A 13,468-nucleotide genomic window follows, 5' to 3' on the forward strand; every position below is an offset into this window, starting at 1 on the left:
AAACAAAGGGCTTTTATAATTTCTAAGGATCTATGATATTTTAGAACTAAGGAGTTCCTACAAAATCCGTAACTATCCAGCTAGACCCATTAAATATTAGACTTATACTTTCGTTTTGATTTAAGACAGGGTTCCCCAAAGATGGGGGTAAAAGAACCAGACTTGGAAATATAGTAATAGTAGTAGTAGGATGAATATTAATCAAATGTACCTTTTGCCCAGTTACACCTCTGGTAAACCCAAAAACAGTAACATTAGAACCATTATTTAAAAGTACAATAGATTTATCTGTTAAATCATAAGTTGTAAAATTACCAACATTTGTTTCTGTAAATACAGAAGTTTGCACAGATCCATCTACAGAGAGATTTTGTGTAGTCAAATCAGTAAAATTGGCATCTCCGTTAATACTCAAAAGATTTGACACGTCTACGATTCCATTATTTATTGATCCATCATTTTCAATTCTTACTTTGGTATTTTGTTCTATTTCAAAAATAATACTACCATTGGTATCTGCATCATTATCCGCTCCAACAGTAGTACTTCCTGTATTAGATGTAGTTGCTGTCCCTAATCCAACAAGATTAGTAAAGTTAGCTCCACTACCTACAAAAGAAGTTGCTACAACACTACCATCTACTTCCATTTTTTCGGCAGAAATCAGGTTACCAATATTGATATTCCCATTAGCATTAACCTCTAGAGATTTATCTGGAGCTCCAGCCATTACTCTAAATGGAACTCTATTAGCTGTAGTATCTAAAACAGCAAAATAATTTTCTCCATTATCAGAAACATCATTGATTTTTATCACCCAATCATTAGTTGGAAAGCTTGAACTAACACTCGTATCCCTAAACCAAATACCAATAGTATCATCTGATAAAACCATATCGTTTTCTCCAAATTCCATTCCTGTGGTAACATCACTTCCTATAGCTACTCGATTTTTAATAATAGATTCTTCTAAAAACAAGTTGTTTCTGGTATTAAAAGTAATATCTCCTGTTCCTAAAGACCTTAATGTTGCGGTATTGTCATAATAAAACATAAATCCTTTAGCACTTCCTTCATAAAAAAGAGAACCAGGAGTTGGCTGCGCTACTTCATCATTTGTATTGCTTAAGATCATTCCATCTTTAACTCCTAAAACAGCATTACCAAAAGTAGTTGCATCCGTAAAACCGATACCAACTTTTGCCGTATCATAGTACGCATGATCTCCTATTTTAGACCAAATAATATCGAATGCTGTTCCTGTAGTAGTTCCAAATCCCGGAAACGAAGTTTTAGCTGTATTATCAGATACTTCGGTTGAAATCTGATTTAAATCTGCAGCAGATGTAATACTTAGAAAGTTTACCTTATCACTTTGTTCTGTCGTTATCGTGGCAGGTGAATTAGTTAAATTATTATAATCTACACTTAGGGCTCTATCTGTATTCACACTAATTAATCCAAAAGACGTACTTAATAATTGAGCTGTACCTACAATATCGTAATTAGTTCCTCCAGTAGGATCGGTTTCAGTTTTAATATAATAAGAATCACTTCCCCAATCAATTCCACTTAATGATCCGGAAACAACTGTTCCATCCCCTATTAACAAACTCACAACTCCTGTAAAATTAGTCATAGGATTATGAACTTCACTATATACTGTAGTTCCAGTTGCACTGCCTTGCACTATACTAATTTGTACAGATATGCTAGCATTAATAACCAATGCGTCGGAGGCATCCCGTATAATAGCTTGATAACTTAACTTTTCTGGTGCCTGTGCATATATACTTGTCGTAATTATTAGCAAACATAGGCTTATAAATAACTTTTTCATCTTCTTATTAGTTGTTAAGTCCTACACAATACCAATTAGTTCCATCATAGATAAATGTGGCACTACTATTAGCCGTCAATAAAATATTCGCATTTCCTGCCAACTGAAAATTCTGTGCGGTAGTTCCTGCATTATGTTCGAATGTTACATCAGAAGTCAAAACGGCAACTATTACAGATTGTCCTGTGATACCGCCCGAAAATGCCTGAATTGAAGAAGCTGCTTGACCATCAAACGTAACAAAACTCTTATCTGTTACATCATAAGTTGCAGGAAAAGTTGTAGCTGATATTTCTGCATTAGGTGTAATCGCAATCCCTTGAACCGCAACATTACCATTAAGTGTCATATTATCTACTTTGGCATCCCCAACTACTTCTAAAGCTACCGAGGGAGTTGTTGTTCCAATACCAATAAATCCAGTATTACTAATTGTCATTCTGGTTGTATTTTGGGTTTGAAAAGCAATTTCTCCAACAGTATCTGCATCATTATCTGCCGCAATAGTAGTATCTCCTGCATTAGTAATACCACCAGTACCTGAAGCTATTCCTGTTATTCCAGAGCCATCTCCTACAAAAGAATCTGCTTTAATTGCTCCTACAATTTCTAATTTATTGGTTGGTAAATTTGTTCCTATTCCAACATTACCATTAGCTGCGACAAACAAAGAATGTTCAGCCGCTCCAGCCATAATTTTAAAAGGCGTTGTTGCTCCTGTAACATCTACAATCGCAAAATGATTTGTACCTCCATTCGAAGATTCATTGATTTCTATTTGCCAATCATTAGCTGGTAATGTCCCAGAGATATCATCACTATCATCAAATAATATTCTTAGATTATTTTCTGTAAGAAGAAGTGTATTAAATCCAAAGTCAACACCAGATGTTGCATCTACACCCACTCCTAAACTATTCTGAATAATTACATCAGTACTAATAGTAGCGTCTCCATTCTCTATACTCCATAATCCACCAGTATATGTAACAGCTCCTGTATTGATAGTTACATCTGTATTGGTATTGTCTATATAATGAAAGCTTCCATTACCTGTATTGTCATAATAAAAACTTCCAGGAACAGTTCCCGCCGGAGTACCATCAAACAAAATTGGGCCTCCTACATGTAATTTTGAACCACTAAAACTGCTCGATTCATCCACACCGACACCAACATTCCCTGTATTATAAAAGATATCGTCAGTTACAGATTTTGTCCATATCACATTATCTCCTTCTAAAGCGGTACCAGGAACAGTTCCAAATCCAGGAAATGTAACTTTGGCATTGTTAGCTGTTACGTCCGTTTGTAATTGATCTAAATTTACAGCCGATGTAACAGTGATAAAATCGACCTTTGCAGCTTGCCCTGAAGTTATTATTGTCGGTAGATTTGTTAATGAATTATAATCTGCAGTTGCTGCAACATCTGCACTAGCTGAATGCAAAGCATAGGGAACACTTAAAAGTTGATTAACTGTCGACAATGTATAACTCGTTCCTCCTGTTGGATCTATTTCTACGTTTATGAAATAGGGTCCAACAGACCAATCAATAGAATCAAAACCAGCAGCATTTCCAATCACTAAATTGGCCAGTCCATTAATATTGGTCGTAACATTCTGATTCTCCGAATAAACAGAAGTACCAGAAGCGGATGTCTGCAGAATATTAATTTGTACTCCTACATTTGTATTCCCTACAACCATATTATCTGCATCTCTAATTACAGTTTGATAGTTAATTCTATATGAATTTTGTGCCGTAATACTTATTGTACACGCAAAAATTAAAAAAGTAATTATTTTATTCATCGGTTTATTTTTTTATGATTTTGAAAGTCTTTAAAGAGGTGTTTTGCTTCTTCACTTTTAAAATATACGCTCCAGAAGCATAGGAACTCATTTCTATTACATTAGTATTACTATCAATAGCTTTACTAATAATTAATCGCCCATGAATATCATGGATTTCGAAACTTGTATTCTCTAAATCAATCTCATCGATGGAAAGAAATAATCTGTCCGTGGTAGGATTCGGATATGTACTAACATTAAGTTGTACTGATTCGAACTCTGGATTGCTCAACGTTTCGATTTCAAAAGCCTGTTGAACTCCTTCCGATAATGATCCACTTGCATTCTGGGTGGTTGTATAAAAGGTTTGTCCAACAGAAAAACTTGATGTTCCACTTGTTCCTGAAGCATTTCCGCTACCAGAAACAGTATTCTCTTGTGCGATCATCAAGGTGATCCCAAAAGAAAAAAACATCAAAACCATAAGGGGTATGTAATTATGTTTCATATATAAATGTTTTAATATCTTAAAACTACGTAAATTAAATCCCAATTAGACCAAAAAGAATCATTAGTTACCTAGGTATTTATACCTGTTTTTTTATTTAATCATCTTAAAAAAAGTATTTTTCCCCGATATTATTACCAAAAAAATCTGTTCTTAACTTTATATAATGGCTGCTTCTTTTTATTATATTAGACCCCTATGAATACTATTGATATTAGGACAGTAGATGTGGTACAATATATACAACCACTGCGCGAAGGTGGTTCTCTGCCTGCAATCGTAAAAGCAGATGATGAGTTTCTGTATGTATTAAAGTTTAGAGGAGCTGGCCAAGGTAAAAAAGTTCTTGTTTCGGAACTAATAGGTGGTGAACTAGCAAGATCTATTGGATTAAAAGTTCCGGAATTAGTGTTTATGAATCTAGATGATTCTTTCAGTAAAACTGAACCAGATGAAGAAATTCAAGATTTACTAAAATTTAGTGTTGGTCTTAACTTAGGGTTGCACTTTTTATCAGAGGCTATCATGTATGATCCACTAGTTTCTATTGCAGATGGAATGACTGCTTCAAAAGTGGTGTTATTGGATAGTATCATTAGTAACATTGATAGAACCGCAAAAAACACCAATTTACTTAACTGGAAAAAAGAATTATGGTTAATAGATCATGGTGCTAGTTTTTACTTTCATCATAATTGGAAACAGTGGAGAAATCATCTGGACAGAACATTTCCAGCTATAAAAGATCATGTATTGTTAGAACGAGCTACTGACCTAGAACAAGCAGCTAAAGAGATTAAAACATATATGACATCAGAAAAAATTAATCAAATAGTATCAAAAATACCAGAAGATTGGTTAACAGATGAATCTGAAGAACTCACTTCAGAAGATATGAGAGCCGCCTATATAGAGTTTATTCAGAGTAGACTTTCTAAAATTGATGTACTAGTTAAAGAAGCTGAAGATGCAAAATAGATGTACATTTGAATTTGCGATCATAAGATTCGTTCCTAAAGTAGAACGCGAAGAATTCTTTAATATAGGAGTGATCGTGTTCTCTAAAAGAAAAAAGTTTCTTAAGGTTAAGTATCATATTGATCAACATAAATTAAAAGCTTTTTCTAGTGACATAACTATAGAACATTTAGAAGAATATCTTAAATCCTGGGAATTAATTAGTATTGGGGCTCCTTCTGGTGGAGCAATCGGAAAATTAGAACTATCAGATAGATTCCGCTGGTTAACCGCTTGTAGAAGTACAATTATACAAAGTTCTAAAACCCATCCAGGAATATGTCACGATCCTCAAAAAGAACTAGATCACCTTTTTGACAACTATGTTTTATAGCTTTCATCTTCTACCAATCTATCTTTTTTAGAAATATTAGTAAAAAAAATACAGTAACGAAATCGTCATTTTTAATACTTATATACTATAAAATCATTATCGTATATGAAAAAAGTAATACTATATATTCTTCTATTAGGTATTGTAGCCGTAATTGGATTTTTCGTTTGGTTCTTTGCATTTTATTTACAAGTTCCTGCATTAAACATTCCTAAAGATGCTAGTCCAACAGAAAGAGTGACGCAGATAGATAACTGGTTAGAACAACTTCATACCGAAAGAAAATTTAATGGAGGTGTTTTAATTACAAAAGAAGGCATACCACTATTAGCAAAAACTTATGGATTCACAAATGCGTCGAGAAACATCCAATTAACGAATAAATCTGCATTTAGATTAGCATCGGTATCTAAACAATTTACCGCTAGTGGTATCATGTTATTAAAAGAGAGAAACCAATTAGATTATGATGATCTAGTAAGTATTTATATACCAGAATTTCCTTATAAAAAAGTTACTATTAGACATCTATTAAATCAAACTTCGGGTGTTCCGGATGCATATATGAGTCTTGCAGATAAAAATAAAGACAGTATAAATATTCTTACAAATCGAATAGCTGTGGATCTATTAATTGAAAATCACCCAAAAATTGATTTTATTCCAAATGAGAAATATCAATATTCTAATACAAACTATATTTTACTAGCTAGGATTATAGAAACTATTTCTAATCAATCTTTTGAAGATTTTATGAGTGAACAAATTTTTACTCCGTTAGGAATGAAAACTACTAGAGTTTGGAATTTACTGTCTAAAGACAAGACATTTAAAGACAAGACTGATGGTTTTGAAGACATGGCTGGAGAGGTTAGAGAGATCAAACCTAACTTTATTGATGGAGTTGCTGGAGATGGTGCTGTTTTTAGTAGTATAGAAGATTTTGTGATTTGGGACCAATTCTGGTATCAAAATGATCTTATCAGCCCTGAGAATCTTAAAGAAGCCTTTAAAAAGCCTATTTTAAATAATGGTCAAAAATCAAACTATGGATTTGGTTGGGTGATTCTAAATGAAGATACTGTAATGCACAATGGAGTTTGGTTAGCTGCTAACTCCTATTTCGTAAGAAACACTAAAAAGAAAACAAGTTTTGTTTTGTTGGATAATTCTTCAAATTTATTCTTCAATAAAATTATTAAAAATTTAGAATAAACCTTTCAAGTATAAAGGGCTACAAAACCATACACAATCAACTGACTAACAGATAATAACTTTCTTTTTACAATAAAAACACATTTCAAAAAACGGGGAAAAAACAACTTTTATTAGTGTTTTTAAGGAAGCATGTTTTATTCTTTAATTTAATAAAATACTTATGAAAACATTGTTAGAAAATTTTAATGATTTTAGAACATTATCCCGAGAAGAACTCATCCAAATTGGTGGTGGACAGAGAGATCAATGCACTCCGGAGCAGGTTAACAGTTGTACTTTTGTTCAATATTACCCAGAAGGATCAGCAATGATGGATTGTGGGTCTTCTATAGATACTGATGGAGATGAAGTTTGGATTCCTTGTGAGGCGCATCTAGCCTAAATGAAAAAAAATCATACTGATATATTTTTTTATCAGTATGATGATTTTCTTTCCTAAAACATTAATAGGCTACTAAACAAATTCTTATTTGATATCTTTAAACTAAAAACGTTAACACATTTTTAACCTCTTCAAAAAGTTAGAAAAGCTCAAAAAAAACGACATTTAGTAAAAACAACAATCACATGAGCCTTTCTAAAATTTCTTTTACTAACGCAGAAGGACAAATACTTTCTGGTCGTTTAGAATTACCTGCGGATCAACACCCTCATAACTTTGCTCTATTTGCACATTGTTTTACCTGTAATAAAAATTTAGGAGCAGTGCGAAATATTAGTAGAGCATTAACCTCTCAAGGGTTTGGTGTACTGCGTTTTGATTTTACGGGTTTAGGAGAAAGTGAAGGAGATTTTGCAGATACCAACTTCTCTGGAAATGTAGAAGACCTTATCGCAGCAGCTGATTTTTTAGCAAAGGAGTACCAAGCTCCTTCGCTACTAATAGGACATTCTCTTGGTGGTGCTGCAGCAATTTTTGCAGCGACAAAAATTAATTCTATTAATGCTGTAGCCACAGTAGGGGCTCCATCTGACCCCACACACGTACAGCATTTACTGAAAAGTGGATTACCTGAAATTGAAGCAAATGGTAAAGCCGTGGTAAACCTTAGCGGTAGAGATTTTACGATAAAAAAACAGTTTTTAGAAGATTTAGAAAACAAATCATTGCCTCTAGTAGCTAAAAATTTGAATAAAGCATTGCTCGTTTTACATTCTCCTCAAGATACTACCGTTGGTATCAAAAATGCTGAAGAAATATATCACGCTGCCAAACATCCAAAAAGTTTTGTAACCTTAGATGGAGCGGATCATTTACTCATGAGAAAAGAAGATTCTTTATACGTTGGAAAAGTGATAGCAGGATGGTCCTCTAGATATGTTGATATCCCAGAAGAACCTAAACTAAAAAGCCAACACCACGTAGTAGCTAGTCTCGGAAACGATGAGGGATACACTACCCAAATGAAGGTAGGAAATCATTATATGGTTGCTGATGAACCAGAAAGTGTAGGAGGTCGTGACTTTGGACCTTCTCCATACGAATTGGTTTCTGCTGGACTATCTGCTTGTACCGCTATGACTATAAAAATGTACGTTACCAGAAAAGGTTGGGATCTTCGAAATGTAGAAGTACATACAACTTATGATAAAAAACATGTAGAAGATTGCGAAAATTGTGAAGATCCAACAGCTAAAATAGACACTTTTGATAGAGAAATTAAACTAGAAGGTAATCTAGACGAAAAACAAATTACTAGAATTCTACAAATTGCAGATAAATGTCCAGTTCATAAAACATTACATTCCGACACGCAAGTGATCACTAAATTGATTTAAATTCTAAGTATTTTTGAAAACATTGTAAGTTTCGAAGTACTCTTGCGACGAAAAATTGTTGAATTTTTTATCTGTATACTTATGAAGTTTTCACGTTTAATTGTCTTAGTGCTATTAGTCTTCTTTATTGGTTTAATGAGCAGTTGTTCTAGTAATGACGATAATGAAACAGAAATTGTTAGTGAAGAAGATTCCCCAGTGGATGATGATGATGATGATCAAAGTTCTGAATTAGAAGCTAGATTTATGTTTGATAACAATATAGTCATTGAACATAGTTATAATACTGGAGGTTGCGAAAGCCCTCCTTGCGATACTATTGATAACAATCTTGTCGGAATTTTTGTAAATGCTGTACCAGATGATCCTTATTTCTATTTAGCCGAGGATGAGTCTGAACTGTTTTTAGAATGTCAACTAGATAAAGGTAGAAGAGCTGAGTTTAAACAAATTTCTAGAGGACCTCTTACATCCTTTGCCAAGATTGAATTAGAAGCTATTTATTATGATATTCCTGATAATGGTGTCACCATTGCTCAAGTTCATAATAGAGGAGGTAGTTCTAATAAGCCTTTTTTTAGACTGGTATTACATAAAGACGGATTAGAAACAGTAATTCGAAAAGATCCAGAAGTAGACTCTGGGGATACTTCTTTCCAAAAAGAAGATTTTTCTTTTGTTGGAGGAATAGATTATGATTTATCAAGTCTAAAAATAATTGTTGCTAAGGGCAATGGTTTTGCACATATAACAGTAGAACAAAATGGAACCGTTATAGTGAACGAATCATATGAACCGGGTAATACCACTGATTGGGTAAACGATAGCGGTATAGCTAATGGTTTTTATCTTAAAGCTGGTCTATATAATGATGATGGACCACACACTAAAAATCTTGTTGTAGGTTACTCATCAGTTATATTCGAATCTGATGATCAGTAATTGTAATTATACAAGCTAAGTAAAAAACTTATCACTTAATTCATATAAATAAAAAAGGGAAGCTATACAGGACTCACGCTTCCCTTTTTTCCATTATGAAAGTATAAAAATTTTTGATCTTTATTATTCCGACCAATATTTTAATGTTACTTCAATCCATCCTTCTGGAGTTTCATTTTCTGAACTCACATCGACAATGGCCGAGGATGCACCATCGAAATAACCATCACGAGCATCGAACCTATATGTTCCAATTGGAAGACTTTCGAAAAGCCCTACTTCGTATCTAGAATCAAAATAAATATCTCCAGTTTCTAAATTAGTAGCTCCGTATCCAGGTAAAGTTCCAGCGGGAATTTCCTGACCGGTCCATTCATCTACTAATTTGATAATTACATCAAACTTTACTTCACTTTTTTCTTCAATTGCCGACGTTGTTTCTTCTATACTATTTGTTTCCTTTTCACAAGAAGAAAAGAAACATACTACAATCAAAAATGACATCACTTTGATCAATCTCATAATAATATGGGTTTAAGAGTTAGAGTTTAAATTTCTAAATAAAAATCAAATATTCGTTTACCTAATGATTATCAAAATGTTATCTAACATTTTCTTAAATTGGTATTATTCATTACTTCACAAAAAACACTAATCCATAATCTCGGATTAGTGTTTTTTGATCAATTTTTATTTTCTAATCAATCGTTTTGTTTTAATAATCTTACCATTACTATCTTCTATAGACAATAAGTATATTCCTGATTTCTGGGTTCCAGACAATAAAATAGTAGTTTTATCAGCACTAGATTCTACGATTTTATCATATACAATCTTACCTTGTAAATTGTAAATCATAACTTTATAATTCTCTTTCGACCTTCTAGAAATAGTAATATTCAATTGATCAGTAAAAGGGTTAGGATATATATCAAAAGTCATATCATTCTCTAACTCCTCTAGTGGTGGAGATTGTACTTTAGAAACATCTGTATTAACTCTTACTATTCCACAAGCTCCCAAATTAGTCCAACTAGACGATGTTCTTTCATACAGATAACCTTGATATGTTACTTTATCTCCAATAGCATAACTAACGCCACTCTGCCAAGGAGAAATCCCTAAACAAATATCTACAGGATCTGTATCCGAATCTGTAGTATAAGCAACAACTAAACGTGCTGCTTTATCAGAACCTCCTTCATAAGAATCCGCTACTCTTTTTGCCGAAGTGCTAGTTAAACTAACACCTTTTCCTCTTATAATAAAAGAAGCACTGTTACCAGAGGTCCAGCTACTTTTATTTACAAGAAGTTGAACCATATTTTTAAGTTCAGGAGTTCGTTGTCCTGAACCGTTCTGACCACTTGACCAAGAATTAGGATTCCAAATTACTTTGTTAGAAAATACTAATCTGTTAGAAACATTATAATCGCTTGTACTAAACGCAGAAGAATTGCTACTATCCTGTAAAGCTATTTCTAATTCTGCATCAGCACTATTACTTTCATCAGCCGTAAACTGAATATATGCGTTAGTGATTGTTGCGTCTTTAGGTAAAGCCAGAGACTGAAATCTAAGTCCAATTATTTGATTTCCTGCATCACTATAACTATCATATACTAATTCTAAATCACTACTATTAGTATACACATCTCCATTTTCTCTTTCTTCTACATCATCATTACCGTTGCTAATAGCTACTTCGATTGTCCCACTATCTGGATTAGGATCTACTGTTTCTTTATTAATAGTAACTACACTTCCGTTAGAAGGATTCCATATATCTAAATTCGAAGGAATTTGAAATACATTGTTGTTAGATACAGAACCTACTTGCAAAGCATTATCTACTCTTATAGTTCTAGTTTCAATCTTATTTTCATCCACAAAAATCCATTTAAACTGATTAAATCTTGCAGAATTTCTTGTCCAATTTTTATTATCATCATTAGAACGCAGAGGAGCTCCCCAACATCCTTCTCCAGCATATACTGTTCCATTCTGATCATCTCTTATAAAACCTTCATCACTTCCTGAACCTGTAGATGGTCTTACGGGCCAAGTAGTTTTTACAGTATGTGCATCACATTCTATTACTAATTTCACACCTTTATCATAGAACAATTGAGACCAATTGCTATACTGACTATTTCCTTCTGATTTATAAGATACGTGTGGACGCATTGGTTTATGATATTGTGCCATTTTCCAAATAACGTTAGTATTTGAATTCAAATCATTACGCAACCACGTTGTTTGATTACCTGAAATAGAAATTTCCGTATTTAACGTATATGTTCTAACGAGATTATCACCAAAAGTTAGCGCATAATAAACACTAGAAGATGGTGTGTCGAATAAATTATAAACGCTATTATTACTATCTTCATGATTCCCTCTTGTTGCCACAATTGGAAACATTCTTCCATCGGATGCAGTTGTTAACTGCCAATCACTAAACCAAGTTTGCCATTGACTATTAGTATCATCATCTGTCATATCGCCTCCAAACAATACAGCATGAGGCTTTAATTTAGCAACCAAACGATTTGCATTTTGTCTTGGTGTTCTATTATTTCTAGAATCACCCCCTGCGATAAAGGATAACCTACTTTTATCCGCTGGAGCTGTTTTAAACCAGAAACGCTCACTTGTACCTTGACTATCTCTAATTACAAAATAGTACGCGGTATTAGGCTGCAATCCTGTAAGTCTGGCAAAATTATTATTCATTCCTTTATATGAAACTATTCTATCTGGTGATTTAGAATTTGGGTAATTACTATAATTAGTTCCATAATCAATAGTTCCAAAATAAACAGTAGGATTGCTACCAGATGTTTGATTCCATCCTACAACTATTGAAGTAGAAGGGTTACCTCTTAGGGTCAGTCGATACTTATCATTAGATGCTTGTAAATGAAGCCCTAATAGTATTAATATTAGTGTAATGAATTGTTTCATTTATTATGAAGATTAAGTTAGTTTTCTCAAATTTAAGGTATCCAATAATTAAAAAAATCTAATTCTAAATTCTTAATTAATACTTAATTTTAATAGTTTAAGATTACAAAAAGTATAACCTTGAATTTACAATCTATTAACATCCTACTATGTTACTTTGTGCAATGAAAAGCAATCGAATAGAATTACTTCTTAAAATTAGTGTCTTCTTAATTTTTTTAGGCAGATCGCTGCAACATCTTTTTTGGGATGCACCGTATCGCACTTTTTTCTGGGACGAATCTATATTACAACCTGTTGTAGAAGGAGTTTTTAATACTCCTTGGCAAGAATATGCTACTAATCACAAAACAGATAGCGCTATACAAAATGGTATAAAAATTAATGGCCTCTTATATCTTATCGGAGCAATATCTTCTCTTTTAATTAAAAAAATAAACATGAAATGGTTTCGAATTCCTATTATATTTGGTGGAATTAGTTTGCTATTACTAACATTATTAATAACCAAGGAAAAGTTCTATCATTTCGCTCAATTTTTTGAACACAGTATTCAATTTGGACTACCTTTTGTTTTATTATACTATTATTCGAAAAAGAAGAATACTATCCGATTAATTTTAATCTTTAATATTCTAATTGCTCTTACATTTTTCTCTCACGGATTATATGCCTTCGGATTTTATCCAGTTCCAGGAAAGTTTGTTGATATGGTTATACAAATTTTCGGTTTTTCTGAAGAAACAGCTATTACCTTTTTATACATTGCTGGAATTTTAGATTTTATAATTGCTATTCTAATTTTTGTTCCTAAACTAAGGTTTTACGCACTATGCTATGCTTTTTTATGGGGATTACTTACTGCTTTTGCTAGGATAACAGCTAATTTTTATTGGGATTTCCCTATTCAATCGATTCATCAAAACTTACATCAAGTACTGTATAGAATTCCACATGGATTTACTCCTCTTTTAGTAATCTTAATAATTAAAAAATACTATTATGAAATAAAGAAGACCGCCTTTTCAGACGGCCTTCTTAAAAAAACTTAAGATTTAAATTAAA

The 13,468-nt window shown here is 32.9% G+C and carries 12 protein-coding genes; 7 read left to right on the forward strand and 5 right to left on the reverse strand.

Annotated features, from left to right (window positions below; all coding sequences use genetic code 11):
• Nucleotides 1–46: 46 nt before the first annotated feature.
• From NMK29_RS13595 to NMK29_RS13605, 3 genes are read right to left on the reverse strand one after another with little or no spacing between them, the layout of a single operon-like run.
• Nucleotides 47–1,840 (reverse strand): hypothetical protein, encoded by a 1,794-nt coding sequence (locus NMK29_RS13595; RefSeq protein ID WP_108803698.1) that lies wholly within the window; start codon nucleotides 1,838–1,840, stop codon nucleotides 47–49.
• Between the two features lie 7 nt (nucleotides 1,841–1,847).
• Nucleotides 1,848–3,656, reverse strand: coding sequence for a hypothetical protein (locus tag NMK29_RS13600; RefSeq protein ID WP_108803697.1), 1,809 nt, complete (start codon nucleotides 3,654–3,656; stop codon nucleotides 1,848–1,850).
• Between the two features lie 4 nt (nucleotides 3,657–3,660).
• Nucleotides 3,661–4,146: a T9SS type A sorting domain-containing protein gene (locus NMK29_RS13605; RefSeq protein ID WP_108803696.1), complete on the reverse strand. Its 486-nt coding sequence runs from the start codon at nucleotides 4,144–4,146 to the stop codon at nucleotides 3,661–3,663.
• A 198-nt stretch (nucleotides 4,147–4,344) separates the two neighbouring features.
• On the opposite strand from NMK29_RS13605, the gene NMK29_RS13610 reads away from it, so the two are divergent.
• From NMK29_RS13610 to NMK29_RS13635, 6 genes are all read left to right on the forward strand, one after another.
• Nucleotides 4,345–5,124 (forward strand): HipA family kinase, encoded by a 780-nt coding sequence (locus NMK29_RS13610; protein WP_108803695.1) that lies wholly within the window; start codon nucleotides 4,345–4,347, stop codon nucleotides 5,122–5,124.
• A complete protein-coding gene (locus tag NMK29_RS13615; RefSeq protein WP_108803694.1) occupies nucleotides 5,114–5,497 on the forward strand; it encodes a DUF3037 domain-containing protein in 384 nt (127 codons plus the stop codon). The genes NMK29_RS13610 and NMK29_RS13615 overlap by 11 nt, the downstream gene beginning before the upstream one ends.
• A gap of 105 nt (nucleotides 5,498–5,602) precedes the next feature.
• Nucleotides 5,603–6,712: a serine hydrolase gene (locus NMK29_RS13620; protein WP_108803693.1), complete on the forward strand. Its 1,110-nt coding sequence runs from the start codon at nucleotides 5,603–5,605 to the stop codon at nucleotides 6,710–6,712.
• Nucleotides 6,713–6,875: 163 nt separating this feature from the next.
• Nucleotides 6,876–7,097, forward strand: a complete 222-nt coding sequence (locus NMK29_RS13625) for a ComC/BlpC family leader-containing pheromone/bacteriocin (RefSeq protein WP_108803692.1) — start codon at nucleotides 6,876–6,878, stop codon at nucleotides 7,095–7,097.
• Between the two features lie 185 nt (nucleotides 7,098–7,282).
• Nucleotides 7,283–8,494, forward strand: a complete 1,212-nt coding sequence (locus NMK29_RS13630) for a bifunctional alpha/beta hydrolase/OsmC family protein (RefSeq protein WP_108803691.1) — start codon at nucleotides 7,283–7,285, stop codon at nucleotides 8,492–8,494.
• Between the two features lie 81 nt (nucleotides 8,495–8,575).
• On the forward strand, nucleotides 8,576–9,436 hold the full coding sequence (locus NMK29_RS13635; protein ID WP_159092235.1) for a polysaccharide lyase family 7 protein: 861 nt from the start codon (nucleotides 8,576–8,578) through the stop codon (nucleotides 9,434–9,436).
• A gap of 123 nt (nucleotides 9,437–9,559) precedes the next feature.
• On the opposite strand, the gene NMK29_RS13640 is transcribed toward NMK29_RS13635, so the two are convergent.
• Entirely contained in the window at nucleotides 9,560–9,958 is a 399-nt protein-coding gene (locus NMK29_RS13640) for a hypothetical protein (RefSeq protein ID WP_108803689.1), read from the reverse strand.
• Nucleotides 9,959–10,126: 168 nt separating this feature from the next.
• The gene (locus tag NMK29_RS13645) at nucleotides 10,127–12,403 is read right to left on the reverse strand and encodes a T9SS type A sorting domain-containing protein (RefSeq protein WP_108803688.1); all 2,277 of its coding nucleotides are present in this window, start codon (nucleotides 12,401–12,403) and stop codon (nucleotides 10,127–10,129) included.
• A gap of 164 nt (nucleotides 12,404–12,567) precedes the next feature.
• On the opposite strand from NMK29_RS13645, the gene NMK29_RS13650 reads away from it, so the two are divergent.
• Nucleotides 12,568–13,455, forward strand: a complete 888-nt coding sequence (locus tag NMK29_RS13650) for a DoxX-like family protein (protein ID WP_108803687.1) — start codon at nucleotides 12,568–12,570, stop codon at nucleotides 13,453–13,455.
• Nucleotides 13,456–13,468 lie beyond the last annotated feature (13 nt).

The organism is Aquimarina sp. Aq107 (genome assembly GCF_943733665.1).
GTDB lineage: Bacteria > Bacteroidota > Bacteroidia > Flavobacteriales > Flavobacteriaceae > Aquimarina.